The sequence below is a fragment of the Spirosoma luteolum genome, from assembly GCF_054778875.1.
The window spans coordinates 979,556-1,005,792 of record NZ_BAAGZE010000003.1 but is presented as its reverse complement, the minus strand read 5'-3'; the positions used below and the strand labels follow the sequence as shown (position 1 = coordinate 1,005,792).

At 56.7% G+C, this 26,237-nt stretch carries 23 protein-coding genes and 1 tRNA gene; 8 read left to right on the top strand and 16 right to left on the bottom strand.

All coding sequences use genetic code 11. From position 1 onward, the window contains the following. Positions 1 to 14: 14 nt before the first annotated feature. A complete protein-coding gene (locus ACYVAC_RS06895; RefSeq protein WP_461096861.1) occupies positions 15 to 929 on the top strand; it encodes an ROK family protein in 915 nt (304 codons plus the stop codon). 84 nt (positions 930 to 1,013) lie between these two features. Here the strand turns inward: ACYVAC_RS06895 and murB are convergent, their stop codons facing one another. Further along, a complete protein-coding gene (murB, locus tag ACYVAC_RS06890; protein ID WP_461096860.1) occupies positions 1,014 to 2,039 on the bottom strand; it encodes a UDP-N-acetylmuramate dehydrogenase in 1,026 nt (341 codons plus the stop codon). A 121-nt stretch (positions 2,040 to 2,160) separates the two neighbouring features. On the opposite strand from murB, the gene ACYVAC_RS06885 reads away from it, so the two are divergent. Together ACYVAC_RS06885 and gmd are read left to right on the top strand one after the other, a co-directional pair. Beyond that, a complete protein-coding gene (locus ACYVAC_RS06885) occupies positions 2,161 to 2,763 on the top strand; it encodes an SPOR domain-containing protein (protein WP_461096859.1) in 603 nt (200 codons plus the stop codon). A gap of 79 nt (positions 2,764 to 2,842) precedes the next feature. Further along, positions 2,843 to 3,955, top strand: a complete 1,113-nt coding sequence (gene gmd / locus ACYVAC_RS06880; protein WP_461096858.1) for a GDP-mannose 4,6-dehydratase — start codon at positions 2,843 to 2,845, stop codon at positions 3,953 to 3,955. Between the two features lie 121 nt (positions 3,956 to 4,076). On the opposite strand, the gene ACYVAC_RS06875 is transcribed toward gmd, so the two are convergent. The 6 genes from ACYVAC_RS06875 to nadA form a co-directional block, all read right to left on the bottom strand. Continuing rightward, complete coding sequence (locus tag ACYVAC_RS06875; RefSeq protein WP_461096857.1) at positions 4,077 to 5,606, bottom strand: Do family serine endopeptidase; 1,530 nt, start codon at positions 5,604 to 5,606, stop codon at positions 4,077 to 4,079. Between the two features lie 356 nt (positions 5,607 to 5,962). Then, positions 5,963 to 6,721, bottom strand: coding sequence for a ribonuclease III (gene rnc, locus ACYVAC_RS06870; protein WP_461096856.1), 759 nt, complete (start codon positions 6,719 to 6,721; stop codon positions 5,963 to 5,965). Between the two features lie 3 nt (positions 6,722 to 6,724). Beyond that, positions 6,725 to 7,975, bottom strand: a complete 1,251-nt coding sequence (fabF, locus tag ACYVAC_RS06865; RefSeq protein WP_461096855.1) for a beta-ketoacyl-ACP synthase II — start codon at positions 7,973 to 7,975, stop codon at positions 6,725 to 6,727. Between the two features lie 54 nt (positions 7,976 to 8,029). After that, positions 8,030 to 8,269 (bottom strand): acyl carrier protein, encoded by a 240-nt coding sequence (locus ACYVAC_RS06860; RefSeq protein WP_169549787.1) that lies wholly within the window; start codon positions 8,267 to 8,269, stop codon positions 8,030 to 8,032. 475 nt (positions 8,270 to 8,744) lie between these two features. Next, the gene (gene nadB / locus ACYVAC_RS06855; RefSeq protein WP_461096854.1) at positions 8,745 to 10,334 is read right to left on the bottom strand and encodes an L-aspartate oxidase; all 1,590 of its coding nucleotides are present in this window, start codon (positions 10,332 to 10,334) and stop codon (positions 8,745 to 8,747) included. A 62-nt stretch (positions 10,335 to 10,396) separates the two neighbouring features. After that, positions 10,397 to 11,386, bottom strand: a complete 990-nt coding sequence (nadA, locus tag ACYVAC_RS06850) for a quinolinate synthase NadA (RefSeq protein ID WP_461096853.1) — start codon at positions 11,384 to 11,386, stop codon at positions 10,397 to 10,399. 158 nt (positions 11,387 to 11,544) lie between these two features. Between nadA and ACYVAC_RS06845 the strand changes: the two genes are divergently transcribed. After that, complete coding sequence (locus ACYVAC_RS06845; protein WP_461096852.1) at positions 11,545 to 12,585, top strand: 2Fe-2S iron-sulfur cluster-binding protein; 1,041 nt, start codon at positions 11,545 to 11,547, stop codon at positions 12,583 to 12,585. A gap of 39 nt (positions 12,586 to 12,624) precedes the next feature. Here ACYVAC_RS06845 and udk read toward each other — a convergent pair whose 3' ends face one another. Beyond that, positions 12,625 to 13,248: a uridine kinase gene (gene udk, locus ACYVAC_RS06840; RefSeq protein WP_461096851.1), complete on the bottom strand. Its 624-nt coding sequence runs from the start codon at positions 13,246 to 13,248 to the stop codon at positions 12,625 to 12,627. Positions 13,249 to 13,270: 22 nt separating this feature from the next. Further along, positions 13,271 to 13,996: an MIP/aquaporin family protein gene (locus ACYVAC_RS06835; RefSeq protein ID WP_461096850.1), complete on the bottom strand. Its 726-nt coding sequence runs from the start codon at positions 13,994 to 13,996 to the stop codon at positions 13,271 to 13,273. Between the two features lie 74 nt (positions 13,997 to 14,070). Between ACYVAC_RS06835 and ACYVAC_RS06830 the strand changes: the two genes are divergently transcribed. The 4 genes from ACYVAC_RS06830 (at position 14,071) to ACYVAC_RS06815 (ending at position 18,115) form a co-directional block, all read left to right on the top strand. After that, positions 14,071 to 15,045 (top strand): zinc-dependent alcohol dehydrogenase family protein, encoded by a 975-nt coding sequence (locus tag ACYVAC_RS06830; RefSeq protein WP_461096849.1) that lies wholly within the window; start codon positions 14,071 to 14,073, stop codon positions 15,043 to 15,045. A gap of 145 nt (positions 15,046 to 15,190) precedes the next feature. Then, the gene (locus tag ACYVAC_RS06825) at positions 15,191 to 15,901 is read left to right on the top strand and encodes a MotA/TolQ/ExbB proton channel family protein (protein ID WP_461096848.1); all 711 of its coding nucleotides are present in this window, start codon (positions 15,191 to 15,193) and stop codon (positions 15,899 to 15,901) included. Between the two features lie 109 nt (positions 15,902 to 16,010). Then, on the top strand, positions 16,011 to 16,403 hold the full coding sequence (locus ACYVAC_RS06820; protein WP_460959661.1) for an ExbD/TolR family protein: 393 nt from the start codon (positions 16,011 to 16,013) through the stop codon (positions 16,401 to 16,403). 116 nt (positions 16,404 to 16,519) lie between these two features. Further along, a complete protein-coding gene (locus tag ACYVAC_RS06815) occupies positions 16,520 to 18,115 on the top strand; it encodes an FAD-dependent oxidoreductase (RefSeq protein ID WP_461096847.1) in 1,596 nt (531 codons plus the stop codon). A gap of 69 nt (positions 18,116 to 18,184) precedes the next feature. Here the strand turns inward: ACYVAC_RS06815 and ACYVAC_RS06810 are convergent, their stop codons facing one another. From ACYVAC_RS06810 to ACYVAC_RS06780, 7 genes are all read right to left on the bottom strand, one after another. Then, positions 18,185 to 19,891, bottom strand: a complete 1,707-nt coding sequence (locus ACYVAC_RS06810; protein WP_461096846.1) for an AMP-binding protein — start codon at positions 19,889 to 19,891, stop codon at positions 18,185 to 18,187. A gap of 282 nt (positions 19,892 to 20,173) precedes the next feature. After that, positions 20,174 to 21,499, bottom strand: coding sequence for an autotransporter outer membrane beta-barrel domain-containing protein (locus tag ACYVAC_RS06805; RefSeq protein ID WP_461096845.1), 1,326 nt, complete (start codon positions 21,497 to 21,499; stop codon positions 20,174 to 20,176). A 198-nt stretch (positions 21,500 to 21,697) separates the two neighbouring features. After that, positions 21,698 to 21,769 (bottom strand) — tRNA-Arg (locus ACYVAC_RS06800). 71 nt (positions 21,770 to 21,840) lie between these two features. After that, positions 21,841 to 22,527: an NUDIX hydrolase gene (locus ACYVAC_RS06795; protein ID WP_461096844.1), complete on the bottom strand. Its 687-nt coding sequence runs from the start codon at positions 22,525 to 22,527 to the stop codon at positions 21,841 to 21,843. Between the two features lie 195 nt (positions 22,528 to 22,722). Next, positions 22,723 to 24,369, bottom strand: coding sequence for a GH35 family beta-galactosidase (locus ACYVAC_RS06790; protein WP_461096843.1), 1,647 nt, complete (start codon positions 24,367 to 24,369; stop codon positions 22,723 to 22,725). 215 nt (positions 24,370 to 24,584) lie between these two features. Further along, entirely contained in the window at positions 24,585 to 25,247 is a 663-nt protein-coding gene (locus ACYVAC_RS06785; protein WP_461096842.1) for a hypothetical protein, read from the bottom strand. A gap of 90 nt (positions 25,248 to 25,337) precedes the next feature. After that, positions 25,338 to 26,180, bottom strand: coding sequence for a phosphodiester glycosidase family protein (locus tag ACYVAC_RS06780; RefSeq protein ID WP_461096841.1), 843 nt, complete (start codon positions 26,178 to 26,180; stop codon positions 25,338 to 25,340). Positions 26,181 to 26,237: the final 57 nt, after the last annotated feature.

Genomic DNA, 26,237 nt, shown 5'->3' with positions numbered 1-26,237 from the left:
GGCTAACGCAAGGAATGGCTTCTGTTGAGTATCTGGGTATTGATGTCGGGGGTACGAACGTCAAAATGGGTATCGTTGATGCGGGTACCGGCAAAATTTCAAACTTTTACAGTCATGATACCGATAGCTGGCGGCAGTCCGGGCATTTTATCGATCGCTTCGGCGACGCGGTAGCCCTGCAGTTACTGGCCAACAAAGACGTGAAGCACGTTGGTATCGGGCTGCCCGGTATGCTCAATCGCGAACGGACCGTTCCGCTCGAAATCACCGCCATTCCCGAAATCGACGGCCTGCCCATGGTCGATATTCTCTCGAAACGCTTTCCGGGTACGCAGTTTTTTCTGGAAAACGATGCCAACGCGGCCGCTCTTGGCGAGTACTATTTCGCGGAAGAGAAAATCAACGAGAACTACATCTTCATTACCCTCGGTACGGGGGTAGGCGGAGCCGCCATCATCAACAAGAAAATCTTTACCGGTGGCGATGGCAATGCCATGGAGCCCGGGCACATTCCGTCGCGCAATGGCCGGGTGCTCGAACGCAACATCGGCAAGAAAGAACTGCTCGAACTGGCCAACCTGCGCCGGTCTGAATATACGGGTACGACGCAGCTGTCGGCCGATGGCGATATCTCCACAACGGGACTGGTAGCTGCTGCTGCCGAAGGCGACGCGCTGGCCCTGCGAATCTGGGAGGAAGTGGGCGAGATGCTGGCCGAAGGCCTGGCGTCGCTGATCAAGATTCTCGACATCAAGCAGGTGCTGATCGGCGGTGGTCTATCGGCTTCGTTCGATTACATTCTGCCGGCCATCCACCGCACCCTCGACTACTGGCTCAACCCCTACTACAAAAACGGGCTGGCTATCAAACGGGCTACGCTGGGCAACGATGCCGGCCTGCTGGGCGCGGCTTCGCTCTGCTTCGAATAGACAAGCGATAACGCTGAACAGAAAGGGGGGGCGCTTCGATCCGATCGAAGCGCCCCCCCTTTTGTAGTATATATGACCGTCGCGTTAAACGATGTTGACTTCCGGGTTGATCGTGATGCCGTAGGTTTCCTGCACCGAAGCCTGCACCTGCCGGGCCAGTGCCAGCACCTCATTGCCCGAAGCCTGTCCGTAATTGACCAGCACCAGCGCCTGCCGGGCATGCACGCCCGTGTCGCCGGCGCGGTGCCCTTTCCAGCCCGCCCGTTCGATGAGCCAGCCTGCCGGCACCTTCACGGTATCGGACCCTACGGGATAACCGGGCATATCGGGAAAGCGCTCTTTCAGGGCGTCGAACTGATCACGGGAAATTTCAGGGTTCTTGAAGAAACTGCCGGCGTTCCCGATCTCGGCCGGGTCGGGAAGTTTGCTGCGCCGGATCTGAATAACGGCATCGCTGATGGCCCGGATCGACAGGGTTTCGTCTGTGATGCCCATGGCGTCGAGCGTTTCCTGAATGGCCCCGTAGCGGGTATGGAACGTTGGCGTTTTGTCGAGCCGGAACACCACGCTGGTGATGATATACTGACCCTTCAGCGCGTGTTTGAATACGCTTTCGCGATAGCCGAAGGCGCAATCGGCGTGGGTAAAGGTGTGCCGAGCCCCGGACTCGATATGGATTGCCGTCAGCGAGTCAAAAATCTGTTCGAGCTCAACACCATAGGCACCGATGTTCTGCATCGGCGCTGCCCCCGCCGTGCCCGGAATCAGCGACAGGTTTTCCATACCGGCATAACCGGCTTCGACGCAGAATAGCACCAGCTCGTGCCAGTTGACTCCGGCACCGGCCCGCACGTAGACATGGTCGTCATCTTCGCGCACAACGTCGATGCCCTGAATGGCCATCCGAACCACCAGCCCGTCGAAGTTATGGCAAAGCAGTACATTGCTGCCTCCGCCCAGAATCAGCTTGGGGGTATCGATAAAGTCGGCGAGCTGGAGGAGGGTAGTAAGATCGTCTTCGTGCGTAATGTCGACCAGATAGCGTGCCTGAGCGTCAATGCCAAACGTGTTGTAAGGCTTCAGCGACACATTGCTTCGTATATTTAGCATAAACCCGTGGCAGTGTAGCCACAAAAATAACCAAAAACGACGACCCGCTGTCCGTCGGATGGAACGCGTCGCAGCAGACGCCGTAAAAACAGTACATTTGTTTCTCTGTACAATAAAGACTATGACCATTCGATCTGCTACGGCAGCGCTGGGTGCTGTGCTGCTGCTGATGGGTTGCGCCAGCAGCCGGCCCGTCGGCTCATCCCGCTCGTCGGTAGACTACAGTGCCTACGAGGAAGACCTGTCGTCGGTTCGGCCCGTATATGGGGCCGGGACTACGGGGCGCGCTGGCACCAGTAGCCGCCCGGCTTCGGTCAGCACCACGACTGTGCCGACCGCTACTACCCCTGCCCGCAAACCCGACGTTCGGCGCCCGGCCGCCGGGCCCGTGTCGGCCCTGCATGTCAATCGCCAGCTCGATCAGTTTCTGGATACGCTGGCGCAGCAGAACCGGTCGATTCGCTACGCCCCCGGCTTTCGGATACAGGTGTACGTGGGTACACAACGGCAGGAGGTCGAATCAATTAAGTTACTGATATACCAGAATTTTCCCGAATTAAATCCATATTTAAGCTATAATCAGCCAACGTATAAACTAAAGGTGGGGGATTTTATGCGCCGGACCGATGCCGAGCGTTATTTTGCGTCGATCCGTCAGCTGATCCGATCCGCGCAGCTGCAGGGCGATAAAGTTGATATTCGCCGGAGCCTCTCAATAAAATAAAAACTGATTTTCAGGTCGCTTACTTTAACTTTACTTTGTTTTGCGCAACCTGGGCTGAAGCCCCTCAGTGTAACAATCTATGAAAAAAGCGTTGGTAACCGGTATAACCGGTCAGGATGGAGCCTATCTGGCTGAATTACTGTTGTCGAAAGGATACGAAGTGCACGGCATCAAACGCCGGAGCTCGCTGTTTAACACGCAGCGTATTGACCATGTTTACGAAGATCCGCACGAAAAAAATGTGCGCTTCAAACTGCACTACGGCGATCTGTCCGATTCGACCAACATCATCCGGATTATCCAGGAAGTCCAGCCCGACGAGATCTATAACCTCGGCGCCATGTCGCACGTGCAGGTAAGCTTCGAAGAGCCCGAATACACGGCTCAGGTCGATGGTATCGGTACGCTGCGTATTCTGGAAGCCGTTCGGCTGCTGGGCCTGACCGAGAAGACGCGGATTTATCAGGCGTCGACATCGGAACTGTACGGTGGGGTTCAGGGCCACGCCCAGTCGGAAACCACGCCGTTCTACCCCCGGTCGCCCTATGCTGTAGCCAAACAGTACGCCTACTGGATTACGGTCAACTACCGCGAGGCTTACAATATGTATGCCTGCAACGGTATCCTCTTCAACCACGAGTCACCGCTGCGGGGCGAAACGTTTGTAACCCGGAAAATCACCCGTGCCGTAGCTCGTATCGGTCTGGGCCTGCAGGACAAAGTGTATCTGGGTAACCTCGATGCACAACGCGACTGGGGCCATGCCAAAGATTATGTCGAGGCTATGTACCTGATTCTGCAACAGGAGTCGCCCGAAGACTTCGTTATTGCCACGGGTGTAACGACCCGCATCCGCGATTTCGTCCGGATGGCGTTTGCCGAAATCGGTGTCGAACTCGAGTTCTCGGGCGAAGGTGCCGGCGAAACGGCTAAAGTGGTGAAAGCCAACAACCCTGAATTCCCGGTTGAAATCGGTAAAGAAGTTGTCTGCGTGGATCCACGTTATTTCCGTCCTACCGAGGTTGACCTGCTGCTGGGTGATCCTACCAAGGCTATGACCAAACTGGGCTGGACGCCTAAATACGACCTGCCAGCGCTGGTCAACGACATGATGAATGCTGATATCGACCTGTTCCGGCGCGACAAACTGCTGGCGCAAAGCGGCCACCAGGTGCTGAATTACTTCGAGTAATCTGCTGAGGTAACGGCCTGCATGGTCAACGCCGTAATTGCCAATCAGTCGATCATGCATACCCTCAACAAAAAAGCCCGGTGCATTGCACCGGGCTTTTTTGCTATTAATTACGGGTCGGTTAGACCGGCACCGCGTAGTAGTACATCCGCGAACTGTTGGGGTACATCCCGATCAGCATCAGGCCTTCGCCTTCTTTCACAGTGCTTAGAATTGCCTGCAGATCTTTGGTTGTTTTCACGTTCCGGCCGTTTGCTTTCACAATGATGAAACCTTCTTCGATGTCGGTTTCGGCCAGTTTGCCGTCGACGATACGTTTCACCCGAACGCCACCGCTCACACCCAGTTGCTTGGCATCCTGTGCGCTCAGCTCTTCGAAGTCAGCACCCAGCGATTTGAGGGAAGCCGACGCCGTCGTTACGTCTTCTTTCCGGATCACGTCGCGGCCACCGTTGCGGTTGCGCAGCTCAACTTTAACGTCACGCTCGGTGCCGTTCCGGTTGATCGTCACGTTAACGATATCGCCCGGACGACGACGGCCAATGATTTCACGCATCTGCGCATCCGAATCGAGCGGCTGTCCTTCCATCTTCACGATGACATCGCCTTTCTGGATACCAGCCTGTTTGGCCGCCCCACCGTCAACAGCATCCTCAACGTAAATACCACGGCCTACTTTCAGGTTTTTCTCCTTAGCCACGGCGCCGTTCAGTTCGATCGGCAGAATACCGATGTAACCACGCTGCACGTTACCATATTTGAGCAGGTCGGCCGATACCTTCTTTACCAGCGAAACCGGTACGGCGAAGCCATAGCCACTGTAGTAACCGGTTGCCGAGGCAATGGCCGAGTTGATACCAACCAGTTCACCGCGCAGGTTAACCAGCGCACCACCCGAGTTACCGGGGTTGATAGCCGCATCCGTCTGAATAAACGACTCGACCGGTGAATCAGGCTTTTTGTCGTTTTTATCGATGTTCTGATCCAGAATACCAATCCGGCGGCCTTTAGCGCTCACGATGCCGGCAGTAACGGTCGATTCGAGATCGAGGGGATACCCCACGGCCAGTACCCATTCGCCCAGTTTCAGCGCATCGGAGTCGCCGAGCGTAATGAAGGGCAGGTTGCTGGCATCTACTTTAATCACAGCCAGATCGGTGAGGGGGTCGGTACCGATAACTTTGGCTTTGAAGCTGCGTTTGTCGGTCATGATAACCTCCACCTCATCGGCGTCCTGCACCACGTGGTTGTTGGTGATGATGTAACCGTCTTTGCTGATAATCACGCCCGAACCCGAGGCCTGGCCCTGTTGCCGGCGCGGCCGGCCGCCACCCTGGCTACCGCCAAATTCATCGCCGAAGAAATCGCGGAAGATATCCGGTACCTGCTGCTGCCGTACCGTGCGGGTCATGGTGGTCCGAATGTGTACGACCGTTGGCGTAACGGCTTCGGCAGCCGTCGAGAAGTCGCCTGGTGCTGCCGTCGAACCGTTGCCGGTCAACGCAGCCAGCCGACCCGTAATCGTGGGCGACGATGACGCTTCATTGAAGATGACATCCCGGTTGTTGAAGCCCAACAGGTTGTAAGCGGCCAGCGTAACAACACTCGAGAGGAGGGCCATCAACGCTAAAAGTTTCCAGTTGCTTTTCATGGTTAATTGGGAAAACAGATTGCTTTTCTTTTGTGTAAGTCAAGTAGGAGCGAACTCGACTGTATAACGGAAACCGAATGGCGAAAAATCCGCTGGATATACGTCCTTAACAAAATTTAACAGGTCATTGTTAGGGGCTTGCAGCGCCGGGCAAAAGCCACCGGAACCGGATCGACAGCCATAGTCTATAAGACAGCTTCCATCTACCTATACAAAGACAATTTGCATACCACAGCTACTACAACCGCGCCATCTGACAGTCTGACAGCAGCAAAGCACAATCAATCCGCCAGATCGACAGTATGGAGCGTGTGCGTAAGTTAATAAGGGATAAGTTGCCAGGCAGGCCGCGCTGATCAGGGGTTGAGCAGGCCCAGCGCTTTCTCGGCGGCTGCCTGTTCGGCTTTCTTCTTGGAGTAGCCGCTGCCCGTAGCGAACGGTTCATCGTCGACTACAACCTGCGCGATAAACTCGCGGAAGTGGCTGTTACCCTTCTCGGAAATAATGTCGAACCGGATTTCTTTACCCGATCGTTGCGCCCATTCGATCAGGCGGCTCTTGAAATTGACATTGTTCTGAACGACGAGTTCCAAATCATAGTGGGCCAGCAGCTCGTTCAGAATGAATTTCCGCGAAAAGCGGAAGCCCTTGTCGAGGTAAACAGCGCCCACGAGCGCTTCAAGCGCATCGCCATACATGGAAGTGCGGCTGGGCATACTACGGGTACGATTGCCGTCATACTCGATCAGGTGATCGAGGCCAATTTTGCGGGCAATGCCATTCAAGGTTTCCCGATTGACGATCCGGGAGCGAATCTCGGTCAGAAAACCTTCGTCTTTGTACGGATACTTTTTGAACAGAAACTCGGCAATAACCATACCCAGCACGGCATCGCCCAGGTATTCGAGCCGCTCGTTGGATTCGCGGAACCCCTCGATAGCGGTGGCTTTGGATGCCGACGTATGGCGCAGTGCCAACTGGTACAGACCCAGGTTGGATGGCCGTTCGCCGATGATGTGCGCAATGGATTTGCGTAACGTACGGCGGGGCGACGCGCTGCCCACCCGAAACCAGTCGAGTGGCTTAACCAGGATACGGGGCAGCGCGAGTTGCAAGGCTCAGCTCAGTTTACGGAAGATAACGATGGCGTTGTGGCCGCCAAACCCGAAAGCGTTACTCATTACCGTATTGATGGTTCGTTGCTGGGCCACATTGGGCGTCAGGTTGAAACGGGCATCAATTTCCGGATCGGGATTCATCAAGTTGATGGTGGGCGGCACCAGTTGATGCTGCATGGCCATGATGCCGGCAATGGCTTCGACGGCTCCGGCAGCACCCAGCAGGTGACCCGTCATCGACTTGGTCGAGCTGATGTTGAGCGAGAAAGCATGCTCGCCAAAGAGCTTGTAGATGGCTTTCAGCTCCTGCGGATCACCAACGGGCGTCGACGTGCCGTGGGTGTTGATGTAGTCGATCTCCGTTGGTTCGATGCCAGCGTCGGTGAGGGCATCCTGCATGGCCAGATACGCGCCAAGTCCGTCGGGATGGGGAGCCGTGATGTGATAGGCATCCGACGACATACCGCCACCAATCAGTTCGCAATAGATTTTGGCGCCCCGCACCATCGCGTGCTCGTAGTCTTCGAGGATCAGTGCGCCGGCGCCTTCACCCATCACAAAACCATCGCGGTCTTTGTCGTAGGGGCGAGATGCTGTTTCGGGCGAGTCGTTACGCTCCGACAGGGCCCGGTTGGCGTTGAAACCACCAATACCCGCTTTGGTAACAGCCGCTTCCGAGCCACCCACCACGCAGGTGGTCAGGCGACCCAGCCGGATGTAGTTGAAGGCGTCGATAATGGCATTGTTGGTCGAGGCACAGGCCGATACCGTAACGTAGTTGGTACCCCGGAAACCGTACCGCATGGAAATCTGACCCGACGCGCTGTCGGCAATCATCCTGACGATAAAGAAGGGATTGATGCGGGGGGTACCGTCGCCTTTGGCGTAGTCGATCATCTCGTCTTCAAACGATTTGAGACCGCCAATACCCGAACCCCAGATCACACCGACCTTGTTGAGATCGATTTTTTCCAGATCGAGGCCCGAGTCGCGAACCGCTTCGTCAGTGGCGATGAGCGCATAATGGGTGAAGGTATCCATTTTGCGCGCATCCTGACGGGGAATGAACTGGGTGACGTCGAGATTCTTTACTTCACACGCAAACTGCGTACGAAACTTGGAAGCATCGAACTTCGTGATCGGGCCGGCACCGCTTACGCCGGCTGATAAGTTGTTCCAATACGTGGTGACATCGTTACCAATCGGCGTAAGTGCGCCTAAACCCGTTACGACTACTCGTTTTAACGTCATACAGTTAAACTGCGAGGTAATGAAAGCAGGAGAGCAAATGCTGTCCCGGTGATATTATTTGCCGGCGTTTTCTTCGAGGTAGGTGATCGCCTGACCAACCGTACCAATGTTCTCGGCCTGATCGTCGGGGATCGAGATGTTGAATTCTTTTTCGAATTCCATGATCAGCTCAACCGTGTCGAGCGAATCGGCGCCAAGGTCGTTGGTGAAGCTAGCCTCAGGCGTAACTTCTGATGCTTCAACACCTAATTTTTCAACGATAATGTTTTTGACTTTCTCTGCAATTTCCGACATTTTAGTAGTCTGTTCTAGTTAAAAAACTGCGCAAAGAAACAGATTTACCTTCGTATTGCCAAACAAATTTTTCCTCACTATTGCGTTGTTGAAGGGTCAAAAACTGCATATAATTTGTTGATAATCAGTGTATTTGTTTGAATTGATGCAGCCTTGGCTTTCTGCTGTTCCGATGGACTATGAGGGCATATCGGGCTGTCGGGGGCCGGCGACCGAACCGTTTTGCCCGCTGCCCAACAACCCTGACTGGAACAGGCCGGGCCCGTTTTGCCGACCAGACCCGCTTGCCAGCCTGGTCGTTGCCTGAGGACTGCCTGACCCTTTGCAGACTCACTCCCGACCGAATGATTGCTGCGTCTGTCAGGTCTATTCTTCTGGGCAGGGGAATCGGCAGGGCTGAAACCAGGAGCGGCACCCGCCACCCAGTAGAGGGTAGACGGGTGCCGCTCGGTGTAGGGCAGGGGTTGGTTCGGCGTCAGGCCTTCACATTGTCGAGGTTGAAGTGCAGCCCCCGGTTTTCGCGCCGGGCCATGGCCATCTTGATAACCAGATAAGCTACTTCGATCATATTTCGTAGTTCGCAGATGGGAGCCGACACCTTCGACTGCCGGTACAGTTCTTCGTGTTCCAGATACAACAGTTCAAGCCGGTCAAGGGCGCGTTTGAGCCGGCGGTTGGTGCGCACAATGCCCACGTAGTTCGACATGATGGCTTCCAGTTCCTTCCGCATTTCGGTCACCAGCACCAGTTCTTCGGGGTGGGTCGTACCCGCGTCGTTCCAGGCCGGAATGTTGTCGGGCAGCTGGGCACCGTCGAGCAACTCCACCGTTTTCTGGTAGGCGCGGTGGCCAAACACCACCGCTTCGAGCAGCGAGTTGCTGGCCAGGCGGTTGGCGCCGTGCAGACCCGTACACGAACACTCACCAACGGCGTAGAGGTACTGGATGTTAGTTTGTCCCCACTCGTTGACCCGGATACCCCCGCAGAGATAATGCTGGGCGGGTACCACGGGAATGTAATCCTTCCGCAGATCAAGACCCAGGTTGTCGCGGCAATAGGCCGTGATGTTGGGGAAGTGCTCAACAAACTTCTCATAGTCGCAGTGGGTCACGTCGAGGTATACGTGCGGGTCGCCGGCTTTCTTCATCTCGGAGTCGATGGCGCGGGCCACAATGTCGCGGGGGGCCAGCGACAGCCGCTCGTCGTAATGTTCCATGAAGGTCTCGCCCCGGCGTGTGCGCAGAATACCGCCAAAGCCCCGTACGGCTTCCGAGATCAGGAAGTTTGGTTTCTTGCCCGGCTCGTAGAGGGCCGTGGGGTGAAACTGGATAAACTCCATGTCCTTGCCAATGCCTTTGGCGCGGTATGCCATGGCAATGCCATCGCCGGTAGCAATGCTGGGGTTGGTCGTGTTCTGGTAGATGTTGCCGATACCGCCGGTGGCCAGCAGGGTGGTACGGGCCAGAAACGTTTCGACCTGTCCTGTTCGGGTGTTGAGCACATACGCCCCGAAGCAGCGGTTGTCGGTATCGTAGCGATGCACGGTGTCGCCCAGCTGGTGACGCGTGATCAGCTCGACCGCGTAGAAGTGGGTGAAGATCTCGATAGACGGTAGTGAGCCGGCTTTCTCGAGCAGGGCCCGCTCGATCTCGGCCCCGGTAATGTCTTTGAAATGCAGAATCCGGAAGTCAGAATGTCCCCCTTCTTTAGCCAGATCATACTCCGAGCTGCCGTGCTCTTTGTCGAACCGGGTGCCGTAGTCGATCAGCTCCCGAATGCGGCCGGGCCCTTCGTTGACCACGATTTCGACCACGTGCCGGTCGTTCAGGAAATCGCCGGCAATCATCGTGTCTTCGATGTGCTTCTCAAACGAATCGTCGGGGGCCCACACGGCAGCAATGCCCCCCTGTGCGTATTTGGTGTTGGTCTCATCGGCCTGCACTTTCGTAATGACACCGATCCGGACCGGCTGCCCCTCTTTTTCAAAGTGCATGGCCAGCTTGGTGGCGTAACTCAGGCCCGCAATGCCGGAGCCAATAACCAGAAAATCGAATTGATGGGGCATGCTGCTAAATGTTGGCAGTGTATAGAAAAGCGGGGTGGCCGGCAGCCGGCCCGTTGAGAATATTATTTACTTAACTCCAGCATACGCAGCACAGAAGCTTCGGCCTTGACACGGATGTCTTCGGGCACCTCGATTTCGGGCTGCTCATACAGCATGCAGTTGTACAGCTTTTCGAGGGTGTTCATTTTCATGTACGGACACTCCGAGCAGGCGCAGGTATTATCCTGACTGGCCGGCGCCGGAATAATTTTTTTATGCGGAACAGCCTGCCGCATCTTGTGCAGAATGCCAGCTTCGGTGCCCACAATAAAGGTTTGCTCGGGGCTGTCGACAACGTATTTGAGCAGGGCGGTGGTCGACCCTACGTAATCGGCCTGGCTCAGAATGTGCTCCTGGCATTCGGGGTGCGCAATAAACTTGGCCTCGGGGTATTCGGTCCGGAGGTGCTGCAGCTTCTCGAGCGAAATGTCGATATGAACGATGCAGGCACCATCCCAAAGCACCATCTCGCGGCCGGTTTTCTTGGCTACGAAGCGACCGAGGTTGGCATCGGGCGCAAAAATGATCTTTTGATCCTTATGCAGGCTCTCCACAATTTTCAGCGCGTTCGACGAGGTCACGATAATGTCGGACAGCGCCTTGATCTCGGCCGAACAGTTGATGTACGACAGCACAATATGGTCGGGGTACTGGGCCTTAAAAGCTGCAAACTTGTCGGCGGGGGCAGAATCGGCCAGTGAGCAGCCCGCGTTGAGGTCCGGAATCACTACCTTCTTCTGGGGCGACAGTACTTTGGCCGTTTCGCCCATGAAGTGCACGCCACAGAACACAATCATGTCGGCTTCGGTGCTGGCGGCCTGCTGGCTGAGACCCAGGCTGTCGCCAATGTAATCGGCCAGGTCCTGAATGGCGCCATCGACGTAATAGTGCGCCAGAATCACGGCGTTTTTTTCTTTTTTGAGCCGGTTGATTTCCGCCACAAGATCGATTTTGTCGTCGACGGGCTTGTTGACGTAGCCTACGCGCTGCACTTCTTCCAGTAAAGCGTCCATTAGCAAGACAAGTTGGTTATGTTGATATACGTAACAACAGAAAGAGCCATTTGGTCATCGGGAATGATGACGGCCGGGCGAATTTCAACAAACGTTTCGGGCTTTCAAACAACCGCGCCCCTCCGCCGGGTTGTAGGCCTGTAGTCATGCTGTATTCTATGAACGATCCGTTTTTGCGGTTGCGCATCGTGCGCATCGATATCGAAACGGCCGATGCCCGAAGCTACTGGCTCGAGGCCACCAATGGGCAACCGGTATCGTACCGGCCGGGTCAGTTTCTGACCCTGGTACTTCGGCACAACGGCCACGAGGTGCGTCGGTCGTATTCCATCAGTTCACCCCTCGGGCAGGGCCTGCGGCTGACCATCAAACGCATCAGCAACGGCGAGGTGTCGCGGTGGCTGCTCGATACACTGCGGGTGGGCGATGAACTGACCAGTCTACCCCCCGCCGGGCGGTTCACACTCGACGCGGCTTCCCCGGGCGACCTGCTGTTGCTGGGGGCGGGGAGCGGCATAACCCCGCTGCTGCCACTGCTTAGTCAGGCACTTGCCGGGCGGCCCAACGGCCGGATCACGCTGCTCTACAGCAATACGCACGAACGGTCGGTGCTGTTTCGGGATGAACTGGAAAAGCTTCAGCAGCAACACCCGGACCGGTTTCGGCTCATTCATCTGTTGAGCAACCCCTCCGACGACTGGACGGGCCGGCGCGGGCGGCTCAACAATGTGATGCTCGAGCAACTCCTGCCCAGCCTGACCGATGGTACTGACCGGCGTGCCCTGACCTGCTACGTATGTGGCCCGCCGGCCTATATGCGTATGGCGCAGTTTACACTGGTGGTGGCGGGGGTACCGGCCGAGCAGATCCGGCGCGAAAACTTCGTGGTCGAGCCCGTGATGACAGTGCCGCAGCCGGCCCAGGCCATTGATCGCTCGGTGACGCTGCAACTGCCCGACCGGCAGGTTTCAATTCAGGTCCCCGCCTACAAAACCATTTTGCAGGCCGCCCTCGACGAGGGGCTGCACCTGCCCTACAGCTGCCGGGGCGGGCGTTGTGCTACCTGCGCGGCCCGGCTGGTATCGGGGCGGGTCGGGATGACGATCAACGATGTGCTGACAACGCGCGACCTGGCCGAAGGCTGGGTTCTTACCTGTACGGGCTACCCGGAAAGCGATGGGGTCGTGATTGCCCTATAAAAAAACGACACCCGGTTGGGTGTCGTTGGTAGTGTGCGCCTATGGATTGATTTTCGATTTCAGAAAGGCAATCACTACGTCGAGCCCCTTCTGATAGTGAACATTGTTCGGAATCACGATGTCGGCCTCGGCCCGGTACGGTTTGATAAACTGTCGGTAGGTGGGCTTCACGTGGTATTTCCAGCGGTACATCACATCGTCGAGATCGTAGCCCCGCTCTTCGGCGTCGCGTTTGACCCGGCGCTCAAGCTTGATGCTATTTTTGGCGTCGATGAAAATCTTCAGGTCCATCTGGTCGGCGATCTCGCGGAAGTGGAACACGAAAATGCCTTCCACAACAATGATCGGAGCGGGCCGAAACGCCAGCATCTTCGGCACGATGGCAGGATTGTTGAACGTGTACTCCTTTTGATAAACCGTCTGTCCGCTACGCAGCTGCTCGATGTGCTGCGCGTAGAGGTGATGGTCGATGGTTTCGGGCAGGTCGAAGTTGTGAATGCCCTGATCGTCGACCTGGATTTCGGCGAGTGTCCGATAATAATTGTCCTGTGAAATCAGACAAATTTCGTCGTCCGAAAATGCATTCAGAACGCCCTTGAGAAACGACGTTTTGCCCGAGGCACTGCCGCCGGTGATGCCGACGATAAACGGTTTGGTGGTCATGGCGGCAAAGATACGGCAGAAATCAGAGCGCGAACCACTGAATCAGGAGTCCGCCCAGGGCGCCCCCGACCATGGGACCCAGCACGGGCACCCAGGCGTAGTCCCAGCCCGACGATCCTTTGTTGGGTATCGGCAGCACGGCATGCGCAATGCGGGGCCCCAGGTCGCGGGCCGGGTTGATCGCGTAGCCGGTAGGGCCACCCAGCGACAGGCCAACGCTCCAGACCAGCACGCCTACCAGATAAGGGCCGATGCCGATGGCCAGTTCGCCCATGTGTTTGGAGGAAATACCGGCCAGTCCCAGAATCAGCACGAGTGTGGCAATAACCTCGCTGGTGATGTTGGAGCCGATTGAGCGGATAGCGGGGCTGTTGGAAAAAGCGCTCAGCTTGGCTCCCTGATCGTCGGTAACGGCCCAGTGGGGGAGGTGATGGAGCCATACCAGCACGGCACCCAGAAAGGCGCCGATCATCTGCGCCGTAATGTAGGGAACCACGTTGCCGTAGTCGCCCGAGGCTACGGCAAAGGCCAGTGTCACGGCCGGATTGAGGTGGGCGTCGGTGCTGCCAAACGCCTTGGCTACGAAGATGCCGATGGTCACCGCAAACGACCAGCCTGCCGTAATAACGATCCAGCCGGCATTCTGCCCTTTGGTTTTGTTCAGCACAACATTGGCAACGACACCGTCGCCGAGTAGGATAAGCACAAGCGTACCGATCAGTTCGCCGAGAAATGGAGATGTTTGCACGAAAATAGGTTTAGGAATATGGTGTGCGAATTAAACCATATTTTTGGTTCTCATCCTATAGCCTACTCCCCACAATGAAATCGATTCGCTTCGAACAAACGGGCAAACCTGCCGATATTCTGACGGCTGTAGCGGTACCGATGCCCGAGCCCGGTCCGGGCGACGTTCGTATCCGCGTTATTGCCAGCCCTATCAATCCGTCCGATACTATGTTTGTGCAGAACCTCTACGGTATCCGGCCCCAGCTGCCGTCGGGTGCCGGTTTCGAAGGTGTCGGCACGGTCGATGCGGTGGGCGAGGGGGTAACGATACCGACCGGTACGCGGGTGAGCTTCACGGGAATCGGCAGCTGGGGCGAGTACGTGGTTACGCACCATAAGGCGCTGATACCGGTGCCCGACGAAATGCCCGACGACATAGCCGCGCAGCTGTTTGTCAATCCGTTCACGGCCTACGCCATGGTACAGGCGTCGGGCGTAGCCGAGTCGGGTGGGTGGCTCATGCTGACAGCGGCAGGCTCGGCCTTCGGCAAGCTGGTGATTCAGTTGTGTCGGCGACAGGGTATCCGCACCATCGGCACGGTCCGGCGCGATGATCTGAACGACGAACTGCGAACGCTGGGCCTGACCGAGGTTATCAATACCGAAACCGAGTCGATGGCGGCCCGCGTGAAAGCCATTACCGGGGGCACCGGTGTCGATTGTGTGCTCGATGCGGTAGGGGGCCATACGGCCGCGCAGGCGCTTACCTGCCTGAAGCGGGGCGGCACCATGCTCATGTACGGGCTGCTGAGCATGCAGGACCCGGCCATCAACGTGGGGCTTATGATTTTCAAGAACCTGACCATTCGCGGGTTCTGGCTCACCGACTGGATGCGCACCGCCGACGAGGCTACGCGGCAGACTGTGGCCCGGCAGGTTATCGACCTGCTCCGTTCGGGCGAGGTGCAGCTGCCGGTAGAGGCTACCTACGGCCTCGACCAGATTGTGGAGGCCGTGGCGCATGCCGACCGGCCCGGGCGGTGGGGCAAAATTCTGATTCGACCCTGAGCCGCGGGGCGGGGGGCGTAGCTAAGTTTATACGCCTATTTCGCGGCCCTTCCCTATCTTTGACAACAATATCCGGCGAAATAACGGCGTTTGTCCTAATACTGGCCGCCGGTCACGTTTACTTTTCATTTACCGATTCGTCTGTATGCTCCTGCTTCAGGTTCCGGCCGTTGACTCCACGGCATCGCTGTCGGCCACATCGGCGGCCACCCAACCCCAAAGTCTTCAACTGTTCGATCTGGTGGCGAAGGGCGGCTGGGTGATGATCCCGATCGCGTTTCTGTTTTTCTGTACCCTCTACCTGATCTTCGAGCGGTATTTCGTGATTCGGGCGCAGACGAAAGCCGATGCGAACTTTATCGATAACATCCGCGACATGGTGGCGCAGGGCAACATCAAATCGGCCGAGTCGTTCGCCAAAAACCAGCGGACAGCCATGGGGCGGGTGTTCGAAAAAGCCATTGGCCGCATCGGATCGCCCATCCGCGATATCGAAAGCACCATCGAAACGGTCGCCCAGATCGAACTGTCGCGGCTGGAGCGCAATATGGGGTATCTGGGTATCATTGCCGGTATCGCCCCCATGCTCGGGTTTATCGGTACCATCTCGGGTATCATCCGGATTTTCTACGACATCTCGCTGACCGACAATATCAGCGTGGGTATCATTGCCGGTGGTCTCTACGAAAAGATGATCACGTCGGGGGCCGGTCTGATTGTCGGGGTTATTTCCTATACCGGCTATCACCTGCTCAACATGATGATCGAGCGCTTCACGCTGGCTATGGAGATGAACGCGTTCGAGTTTATCGAGGTGCTGCAGAAGCCCACCACCGAATCGGCACGGGTGCGGTAGCGCTTAGCCAGTATTCCGTTTACAGTTTTCGATTTACCGTGTTGACAGGCAATCGACTAATCGCGTCAGCAATCCCAGTAAACCGAAAACCTGGACCCGTAAACCGACCATGAAACTACGCCGTAAGAATAAGTTCGCTGCCGAAGTGGCGACTTCGTCGCTGAACGACATCATGTTTTTCCTGCTGTTGTTCTTTCTTATTATCTCGACCGTCGCCAATCCCAACGTCATCAAGCTGATGTTGCCCAAAGCTTCTTCGTCGCAGCAGCTGAGCAAAAAGCAGGTGACGCTTTCGGTCGACGACAAGAAGCAGTATTTTATCGACAAGAAGCCCGTTGACCCGGCTAATCTGGAACTCGAACTCAAAACCATCATGGCCGGTATTGCCGAGCCGACAGTGGTGGTCCGGTTCGACAAGTCGCTGACCGTTCAGGATCTGGTCGATGTGTTGCAGACCGGTGCCAAACTCAATATCAAAATGGTGATGGCCACCTCGAAATAAGCCCACTCACAACAAGGCTAGAGCCACGGTTTCCGAGCAGGAGGCCGTGGCTTTTTTCGTTGCCGGCAATCAATTGGATTAACTGGGGAGTTATCTCAGAACAACCCTCAACAACCATGCTGACAGACTATAGCGAAGAAGCCGTGTGCGGTGTCGATGACCTGCGCGATGGCGATATGAAAGAAGTACGGGTGGGCGATACCGATGTGCTGCTGGCGCGGGTCGACGGGCAGTACTATGCCCTGCACCCCAAGTGTTCGCACTACCAGGCCCCGCTGGCTAAAGGGCTGCTGCACGGTAGCCGGCTGGTATGCCCCTGGCACAACGCCTGTTTCGACGTAAAAACGGGCCACCGGCTCGAAGCACCCGCCCTGAACGGGTTGCCTACTCACGAAGTCCGGATCGAAGGCGACCGGGTGATGGTGCGGCTGACGACCGAAAAGGAAAGTCTCGAAAACCCGATGGCCGCCCCCGACACCGCCGTTGCCGATACCTGCGTGATTGTGGGTAGTGGCGGAGCCGGCGCTTTTGCGGCCGAAGGCCTGCGCGAAGGCGGTTTTACAGGCCCTATCGTGGTGCTGACCAGCAGCAGCCAGGCACCCTACGACCGCCCTAACTGCTCCAAAGATTACCTGCAGGGAAAAGCCCCCGACGAGTGGATGCCTCTGCGCGAACCCAGCTTCTACGAGAACTATGGTATCGACATCCGGACCGGGCAACATGTGACGAGTCTGAACCCCGAAGCGCACGAAATTGAGGTGCGGGCCTGGGACGCCGAAACCACCGAAACCATCCGCTATACCAAAGCGCTGATCTGTACAGGGGGCGTGCCCAACCGGCCACCGGTACCTGGTATCGACCTGGCTAATGTGCTGGCTCTGCGAAGCCTGCACGACAGTCAGGCACTGCGGGAACTGGGTCAGGCGGGCAAGCCGATTGTTATAATTGGCAGTTCGTTCATCGGCCTCGAAGCCGCCATGAGTCTGCGCAAACTCGGCAGTACGGTGCATGTGGTCGGTATGGAAACCGTACCGTTTGCCAAAATCCTTGGCGAACGCATCGGCAAGGTGATCCAGGGCTGGCACGAAGCCGCCGGCATCACGTTTCACCTGGGCCGCAAGCTCAGCGCGCTCGAAGGCGACGGGGCTGTATCGGCCGTTGTACTCGATAACGGCGACCGGCTGCCCGCCGAAGCGGTGTTGCTGGGTCTGGGCGTGAAGCCCAATACCGAATTCGTGCAGGGCGTTGACCGGCCCAAGGACGGCAGCCTGACAACCGATGCGCACCTAAGCGTAGCGAACGATCTGTATGCTGCCGGCGATATCGCACGCTACCCAACGGCCGACGGTACCCAGCGTATCGAACACTGGAAAGTGGCCGGGCAGCAGGGTTACGTAGCGGGCCTGAACATGGCCGGCAAAGCAACCGTCTATGATCAGGTCCCGTTTTTCTGGACCAATCAGCAGGGCAAACGAATCAACTACGTAGGCCATGCCGACACAATCGACGAAATCATCTACGACGGTAACCCCGAGCAGGACGATAATTTCCTGGCGTTCTATGTGCAGGCTAACGCCATCCGGGCGGTGGCCGGCCTGAAACGCGATACCGCGATGGCGGCCATCCGGGAGCTGATGCAGGCCGACCGGATGCCAGCGCCCGACACGGTGCGGCAGCCGGTCGACTGGCCGGCGCTGCTGGCGAAGGTATAAGCCGAGAACCGAAACAGCCGCCGATGGGAAATCCCGTCGGCGGCTGTTTCGTTCAGGAGGGTAGTTGACTCAGGCTTTAGCCAGCTTGGCCATTTCCTCTTCGCGGAGCGCCCGGCGCAGAATTTTGCCCACGTTGGTTTTGGGCAGTTCGGTCCGGAATTCGACCTGCTTGGGCACCTTGTAGCCCGTGAGGTTTTCGCGGCAGAAGGCTTTTATCGACTCTTCGGTCAGCGCCGGATCTTTCTTGACCACGAAAATTTTCACGATTTCGGTCGAGCGGGCATCGGGCACACCAATGCAGGCTACTTCGCCTACGCCGGGGCACTGCGCCACTACGTCTTCGACTTCGTTGGGATACACGTTGAACCCCGACACCAGAATCATATCTTTTTTCCGGTCGACGATTTTAAAGAAACCGTCGGCGTTCATAACGGCTACGTCGCCCGTTTTAAACCAGCCGTCGATCATCGATTTTTCGGTTTCTTCGGGGCGCTTATAGTAACCCAGAAAGACCTGCGGGCCCTTGGCCACAATCTCACCGGCTTCGCCCAGCGGGGCGTCGGTGCCATCTTCCCGAATCACTTTCATCTCGGTGCTTGGCCAGGGAATACCAATGGTACCGACCCGAACCCCACCGTCGACGGGGTTCGACGACAGTACCGGCGAAGTTTCGGTCAGGCCATACCCTTCGCAGGGGGCTTTGCCGGTCAGTTTCTCCCAGCGGTCGGCTACTGCCGTCTGCAGCGCCATGCCGCCCGCCGAGGTTACCGTGAGCTTGCTGAAATCGACTTCCTTGATGCGGGGGTGATTGAGCAAACCGTTGTAGAGCGTATTGACCCCGGTGAAAGCCGTAACCTGGTATTTTTTCAGGTCGTTGATAAACGCGTCGAGGTCGCGGGGGTTGGTGATGAGCAGGTTCATGGAGCCGCTCTTCAGCGAGGCCAGAGCATTGGTCGTCAGGGCATAAACGTGGTAGAGGGGGAGGGCTGCCACGATAATGCCCTGCCCGTCGGCCACACCACCCGGTTTCATCCACTCGTGCTGGCTTTCTACGTTGGCCAGCAGGTTGCGGTGGGTGAGCATCGCGCCCTTGGATACGCCTGTTGTACCACCCGTATACTGGATAAAGGCCAGATCGGTATTTTTCAGATCGACTGGCTTCATTGGCTGTTGACTGCCCCGGCTGAGGGCCTCGCCGAACGAGATGGCGTCGGGCAGATTATAAGCCGGCACCAGCTTCTTCACGTATTTGACAACCGCATTGACCAGCTGCTTTTTGGGGAAGCCCAGCATATCGCCCAGCTGGGTAACGATCACGTGCTGAATGTCGGTGCGGTCGAGAATTTTCTCGAGGTTGACCGCGAAGTTGGCCAGAATAACGATGGCTTTGGCCCCCGAGTCCTTGAACTGATGCTGCATCTCGCGGGGCGTGTAGAGTGGGTTGGTATTGACCACAATCAGGCCGGCCCGCAGGGCGCCGAACATAGCAATGGGGTACTGCAGCGTATTGGGCATCTGAATCGCAATGCGGTCGCCCTTCTGCAGGTGCAGGCCATTTTGCAGAAACGAGGCAAACTGACGCGAATAGGTATCGAGTTCGGCGAAGGTAATTTCTTTACCCATACACGAGTAGGCAGGGCGGTCGGCAAACCGGCGGCAGCCTTCGTCGATCAGGGCCGCCAGCGATGTATAGGCATCCGGATTAATTTCGTAGGGAACACCTTTAGGATAAAAACGAAGCCAGGGGCGGGTTTGAGCAGTTACAGGCGTTTCCATAGGTATAGATTATTGTCTGTTTTATAGCAAAAATAAAACGAAAGAAGGAAACGTTCCGTCTAAACGCCTGAATTTAACGCTTTGTCCATGCATCTGCCTACGCATCAGCCCGATTGAATTCAGATGTCACCGGTTATGGATAACGACAGCTTCTCTTAACAGCTCCATTGTGCGAGCAGTTGGCAACCAAAAAGGCCGCTCAGCATGGCTGAACGGCCCTATGCGGTAGCCGCCGAATGATCGGCTGTCACACGAAAGGTCGTATATGGTTTGGCTACCGACTTACTTCTTTTGTAGCAACGTCTTCACCAGTTCTTCAAGCTTCTCCAGCCGTTGCTGTTGTTGCTGTTCGCGTTGTTTAGTTTCCTGATTAGCCTTTTCGAGCTGAATGCTGTACAGGGTCAGCTCCTCAACTTTTTCAAGCAGTAAACTAGTCATGCTAACCAGATCAACTCCCTGCTTTTGTACCTGCTCGGCTGAGGGTACACCCGGTAGGTGCCCTTGCTGGTTCACATAGGTCGCGACTTCGTTCAGAGGGCGTAACCGGTACGCCGGGCTGAATACGTTGTCGCTCCACTGACTGACATCATTGATCCGCAGCTGGTAGCTGGCCTTGATCACATCGCCGTGTTGGTTGACCGTCAGGAACTGATCGGTGGCCATCGTGGCGGGGCTGTTCGTCGTCAGTTGGGTCAGGCGCAGCCCGCTCTGATCAGACTGCGCACCCACTACTTCCAGCCGGGTTGTAGGGGCCGACGTACCAATGCCAACATTGACACCATTACCCAGTACCATGGCGTTACTGGCAGCCACCCGTGCGCCTGATCCGATAGCCGTCGCATTGTATAGTCCGTCTTCAGCCTGACTGTTGTAGCCCATCAGCACGTTGTCACTGCCGTCGGTAATAGCTGTTCCGGATGTGGGCCCAATAATGATGTTATTACTGCCGGTCGTCACGTTCTGACCAGCCTGGTAGCCGACGAGCGTATTTCTGGTTCCTAGTGAGTTTTTATACCCCGATTGATAACCAACAAATGTGTTTTGCCCCCCGGTTGAATTGAAGCGTCCGGCGCCACTGCCCAAGAAGGTGTTCTGGTTGCCGCTTAGGTTATCATAGCCCGCTTCATAACCCAGAAATGCGTTGTGATTACCCGATCTGGTGCTCAGGCCAGCTGTGTTACCTATATAGGTATTGTTATTGCCGTCGTAAACATTCTGGCCGGCATTGAAGCCAACAAAGGTGTTTCGGCTACCGATACCGCTGTAATAGCCAGTATTACTGCCTATGAATGTATTTTCGATACCGGTGCTGTTGTGTAAGCCGGCATTGGTACCAACCAGCGTATTAAATCCACCAGATGTAAGGTAATAACCAGCCCGGTACCCCAAGGCTGTATTAAAGGTGCCAGACGTAAGCAGGCGACCGGATTCAAAACCAAAAAGTGAATTGTTAATCCCTGACATAGCGCTGTTGCCAGCCGAAGGCCCCACCAGTGTGTTATTGTCACTGGGCGTAAAGGCGTTGGCCGTGGTAACCACATAATTGGTCTGTGCCCGAAGCGAAACGGGGAGGAAAGCAAAGGCAAACAAAAGGTAGATTTGTTTCATCAGTAAGTGAGCAAAACAGTTAGCATGAGATGCCTCAAATATACTGAGTCACTACAGTTTACATGTTATTTACTTCATGGGGAGTAATCGGAAATAAGATAGATTCAAAACCTGTACCTATCGGCTCGATAATATCGAAGCTACCCATAGCTGGTGTAAACAAAAAGGCCGCTCAGCATTGCTGAGCGGCCTTTCTTGTGCTCCCGAAGGGATTCGAACCCCTATCGATGGTACCGGAAACCATAATTCTATCCATTGAACTACGGGAGCAGTAGGTCCCAAACGGGAGTGCAAATATAGTAGTTGACACCCCATTATCGCAATACCCGTTTGAAAAAACCTTACAGGAGGGCCATTGTCCTGTAATCTTTTACGTGCTGCAGGTACAGGAAGTGAATCAGCAGCCCGTTGACGTTATTAACGAGCTTGTGGGCTTCGGGCAGCGTCGTGACCACGGTTGTGATGCGCTCAAACTCCGACTGATTACCCATGTCGCGGTGGTGGAAGGCCATAATCTCCGCGCGCGGCAGCGTTTTTTCGAGGAAGAAAAAATGCATCGACTCGTCGCTGGTGCCGGTGCTGGGATACCAGAGCTGGTTGTTCAGGCGGGTCAAGTCGGCGGCCGTGGCTTCCAGACCGATTTCTTCGCCCAGTTCGCGGGCCGCTACCTCGTCGGCGGCATCGTCGGCATCGACCATGCCCGCCGGGTGTTCGTAGGTGTGCGAACCGTTGCAGATTCGGCGCTGCCGCACCAGCACCACAAATTTTTCGCCCGTTTCGGCATCGATCAGGCAAACCAGCACCGAGGCTGCGTGGCCTTTCAGAAACAGCGCCGGCGGAATCTTGTCGCCCTCTGGCGTGTCGGCGTCGACTTCGAGCATGGCAAACAGCACTTCGCCGTTGTGCCGGCGACGAATATAAGATTCGTTGATGCCGTTGATAGTGAGGCCGTGCAACGCCATCTGGCTTTTCCAGAACCGGAATTTGGGGGCGTCTTCCAGACGCTCAGGTTGGGGGTGTTTGCTCATAACGGATCCTGATCCGGACAAGGGTGATACGCGCGAATGCCGCAACGACCGGGCTGCAGGCAGGCGGCAAGTTCGGCGGTGTGTGCCATCAAATGCAAATACAACCCGTTTTTACGAGTTATTGACAGCGACTGATAGGCCCTGGTTTCCGCCGGATATAGCCTGCCGGCCCCGCTGGTCGCAAAAGAAAGCCGGTTAGTAGCGGTACAGTGTCAGTTTCTGGATGCCGTATTCGCCACCCGGAATCCGGATGTGACGGCCCTGATGATCCTGATCGCCGTTCAGCCGCCGGCCGGCTTTCCAGACCCCATTGATGTAAGTGCCCTCATCGAGTTGCAGAATTCCGGCATTCGGCTGCTGGGGCTGATCGGACGTGCAGGTGATCACGATGCCCGTACCGGCTACGGTGAAGTCGTCGGGGCCGGTCTGGACAATCAGGCCACCCGCCATTGCCCAGTCGTCGTCCTTGGCTTTGGGCGACCACCCGAGGGTGTATTCGTGCTTACAGGTGAAGGTGTAGCCACCCAGACGAATGGTATCGGTGGTATTTTTTTTGTCGAACAGCATGCCACGCAGTACGCCCTTGCCCTGGCTGGCTAGCAGCAGGGGCGACAGGCTGCTGAGTACAGCGTAGCTTTGGGCGACTGGCTCCTCGGCGGGCTTATCGGTCGATTCGATGGAGAAAGGCGAAAAGCCCATGGCCTCGTAATGGCCCAGGGCGTAGAATACCTTGGCCGCATCCGACGGCTCGAATCGGATTTCGGGGATAAAAAGCGGGTTGTCGGGTCGGGTATAGAGGTCGTTCCAGTACTTGAAATCGGGGTTATAAAAATCAGGCGACAGGAAATCGATAGCCGGGGCGCCAGCTTTCCAGGCATCGATAACGTGGGGCAGCGGACCACCACTGGGGTAATCGCCGGGCTTCACGTTGGGCCGGTTGAGGGCGGCATTGACAAACATGGGCAGTGGGTAAATGGCTTTACCCGCCTGGGCTACCTGGTCGGCATAGCGGGCAAAATACCAGGCAATAAAGAGTTCGTCGGTAGCGAGGCTTTTACCAAACACGGTTTCCCAGTTACCCGCCGACTTCGAGCCATTGGCCTGCCAGGCCGTGCGGATGGCAGGGGTCAGCGTTGTTTTGTGGGCCTGCAGATACTGCATGAATGGCGTTGGCACGGGCTGCGAGAAGGCGGCATTGGCGGGCGCCGAATGATCGCGGGCGCTGGGCAGCATGCCGATCTCGTTCTCGACCTGAATCATCACTACGGTCTGCTGCCGGCTGTCGACCTCGCGCAGGTGCCGCATAAGGGCACTGAAGGCCCTGATGTCGGCCTGCAGGTTGGCCTGGGCGAAGGGAGAGAGAATTTCGTGCGCGCGGCCGCTGGCATCCCGAATGCGCGGGAAGCGCTTTGTATCCGTTTTGACCCAGGCTGGTGCGTAGCACGACATGCTGTTTTTCCAGCTCCCGAACCACAATAGCACCAGTTTCTGGTTGTGCTGGCGGGCACCCTGGAGCAGACCGTCGACCAGTGTGAAGTCGAACGTACCCTCCCGCGGCTCAAGAAGTTCCCAGTAGACCGGCGTCAGAATGGTGTTGACATGCATCTGCCGGAGCCGGTCCCAGATGGGTGCCATATAGGTCAGATCCGACGCGCTGGAGTTGCCCAGCTCGCCCCCCAGTATCAGCATGGGCCTGTTGTCGACGATGAGTTGGGTAGCGGTGCCCTGTTTCCGCAGGTGGGGCAGGCTGGTTACCGATTGAGCCATCGCCTGACTGGCCAGTAGTAGCGAAGCTGCCAGTAGCGGGCTCCGGAGCGATTGTAGAAAGTGATGGATAGTCATAAGCTGGTCAATACGGGCCGGACCAATACCCGCCTGTGGGTTTGCCCGGCCTGTAGCCTATGAAAACGACGACTAAGCAGGGTCTACTGTAGTTACCCGAAGGGTGTTGTCTGTAAAAACGGTTGACAATACTGAACCCCTGCCCGTTAACCATCGTAGATTTAGCAGTCGCACAGGCACTGAACAGGCAGGGTTGCCGGCCAGAACGGCGTGGGTCACTTTTTAAACTGCAGTGTAAATGTGCCGTTAGTCAGCACCACCTGATCCTTTTTATCGAGTCGTTTATAGCCGTTACCCTCGGGGTCGATGTCCGAGTCGTAGCCCGACGCTTTGGTAATCGCTTTATCTTCCAGTTTGCTGACCAGGCGGTTCATGCCGCCAAATACCGTGGCCGACGCGCGCTCTTTCCAGTAGCTGCCGGCCAGCGTGCCGCTGAACCGAGCTGTCAGCAGGCCATCGGTACTGGCCACTACCGTAACTATACCATCGCCGTTCTGCGATTTGCCCACGTGGTATTCCATGCGGGGCGATTTGGTTTCTTCGACATACTTGATCACCGCAAATCCTTTGTAGGTGCCGAGGTCCTCAATCCTGCGTTTATTGTCGCGGGTATCGGGGTTATCGGCGTCAACAATGAGGTAGTTACCGGGTTCGAGCACATCGCGGCCGTCGTAGCGGCCCAGCCACAGGCGCAGCGATTTGTCGGGCTTAACGGTGTTAGCCGTTACCCACCAGTAGTTGCCGATCCGGATGCGCCGGGGCTGAGTGGTAAAGGAGGTACCGTCGATCGATACGGTCAGGCTGTTGGGGTTGGCCAGCTGACCCAGCGCGGACGTGAACGGTAGCAGAAAAAACAGGAGTGTGTAGCGGCTAATCATGATCGTAGCGAACAGAGGTCGATGAATGCTGGTAAAGTACCCCAAACCCGCCTGGATTATAGCTGCTTTTTTGAGCGTTCGGCCAGGTAACTACCTGATCAGGATAGCATTACTGACGGGCCGCTCGCCGGTGTGGATCCACTGCCTGCTGTCGGACGGGTAGTTGACCACCCCCGATTCCGGTGCCTGTCGCAGCCAGAGTGTCGTAGATCCCCCGCCGTCGAGGTTGATAGCATCGCGGCAGCCGAGCCACTGCATCAGACGGGTCAGTTCGTGCAGCTTCATACCCTGCGCATTGGCATGCCGGCCATCTACGGTGGCCAGGATCAGCTGCCGCCGGGGACCCAGACAAAGGCAGGTGCGCGGATGACGATTGTCGTTGAAGGCATTGGCCTTGAGCGGATGCGCCTGCCCGTCGCGCAGCAGCAGCGGCCCCGTGGTCATTACGTTGGGCTGCGGAAGGGTCCGGTCCCAGCCGGGCTGGTCGCCACCAAACACGATACGTACCCGGTTCCGGTCGATCACGATGGCGGCCTGCTGGTGTTCGATCAGGTTGCGGCCGACCCGCCGGGTGGTATCAAGCAGTTGCCCGTCGATTCGGATCAGATCGACCGAGCCGCCGTTTTTGACATCGAAAAACGTGCCGTTGAGTGCCACCAGCGCCCCGCTCTGCCGACCAAACCAACTGGTTGGTTTCAGGCTGTCGCCGGCCGAGGCAAAGGTGATTACGGGTTTCCGGCGCCGGTTTTTCAGTACGATCAGATTGATGTTCTGCCGCGAACCGAACAAACTGTCGATACGGGCTTCGCGCCAGCGCAGGCCGCGACGCAGGCGGGTTTCGTGCCAGGGCGCGCGCCGGACGCGTACGGAATCGGGTGTAGGCTGGGCCTGTACGAGCGTCAGGCTGAGCAGGAAAAGAAGAAGGAATTTCATGGTTGAGCAGCAGGCGAATCAGGAACGACGATGCACACGAAAACAGCCCGGCACTGC

Coding starts and splice junctions, on each gene's coding strand:
- ACYVAC_RS06895 (WP_461096861.1), top strand. CDS start 15: ATGGCTTCTGTTGAGTATCTGGGTATTGATGTCGGGGGTACGAACGTC.
- murB (WP_461096860.1), bottom strand. CDS start 2,039: ATGCTAAATATACGAAGCAATGTGTCGCTGAAGCCTTACAACACGTTT.
- ACYVAC_RS06885 (WP_461096859.1), top strand. CDS start 2,161: ATGACCATTCGATCTGCTACGGCAGCGCTGGGTGCTGTGCTGCTGCTG.
- gmd (WP_461096858.1), top strand. CDS start 2,843: ATGAAAAAAGCGTTGGTAACCGGTATAACCGGTCAGGATGGAGCCTAT.
- ACYVAC_RS06875 (WP_461096857.1), bottom strand. CDS start 5,606: ATGAAAAGCAACTGGAAACTTTTAGCGTTGATGGCCCTCCTCTCGAGT.
- fabF (WP_461096855.1), bottom strand. CDS start 7,975: ATGACGTTAAAACGAGTAGTCGTAACGGGTTTAGGCGCACTTACGCCG.
- ACYVAC_RS06860 (WP_169549787.1), bottom strand. CDS start 8,269: ATGTCGGAAATTGCAGAGAAAGTCAAAAACATTATCGTTGAAAAATTA.
- nadB (WP_461096854.1), bottom strand. CDS start 10,334: ATGCCCCATCAATTCGATTTTCTGGTTATTGGCTCCGGCATTGCGGGC.
- nadA (WP_461096853.1), bottom strand. CDS start 11,386: ATGGACGCTTTACTGGAAGAAGTGCAGCGCGTAGGCTACGTCAACAAG.
- ACYVAC_RS06845 (WP_461096852.1), top strand. CDS start 11,545: ATGAACGATCCGTTTTTGCGGTTGCGCATCGTGCGCATCGATATCGAA.
- udk (WP_461096851.1), bottom strand. CDS start 13,248: ATGACCACCAAACCGTTTATCGTCGGCATCACCGGCGGCAGTGCCTCG.
- ACYVAC_RS06830 (WP_461096849.1), top strand. CDS start 14,071: ATGAAATCGATTCGCTTCGAACAAACGGGCAAACCTGCCGATATTCTG.
- ACYVAC_RS06825 (WP_461096848.1), top strand. CDS start 15,191: ATGCTCCTGCTTCAGGTTCCGGCCGTTGACTCCACGGCATCGCTGTCG.
- ACYVAC_RS06820 (WP_460959661.1), top strand. CDS start 16,011: ATGAAACTACGCCGTAAGAATAAGTTCGCTGCCGAAGTGGCGACTTCG.
- ACYVAC_RS06815 (WP_461096847.1), top strand. CDS start 16,520: ATGCTGACAGACTATAGCGAAGAAGCCGTGTGCGGTGTCGATGACCTG.
- ACYVAC_RS06810 (WP_461096846.1), bottom strand. CDS start 19,891: ATGGAAACGCCTGTAACTGCTCAAACCCGCCCCTGGCTTCGTTTTTAT.
- ACYVAC_RS06805 (WP_461096845.1), bottom strand. CDS start 21,499: ATGAAACAAATCTACCTTTTGTTTGCCTTTGCTTTCCTCCCCGTTTCG.
- ACYVAC_RS06795 (WP_461096844.1), bottom strand. CDS start 22,527: ATGAGCAAACACCCCCAACCTGAGCGTCTGGAAGACGCCCCCAAATTC.
- ACYVAC_RS06790 (WP_461096843.1), bottom strand. CDS start 24,369: ATGACTATCCATCACTTTCTACAATCGCTCCGGAGCCCGCTACTGGCA.
- ACYVAC_RS06785 (WP_461096842.1), bottom strand. CDS start 25,247: ATGATTAGCCGCTACACACTCCTGTTTTTTCTGCTACCGTTCACGTCC.
- ACYVAC_RS06780 (WP_461096841.1), bottom strand. CDS start 26,180: ATGAAATTCCTTCTTCTTTTCCTGCTCAGCCTGACGCTCGTACAGGCC.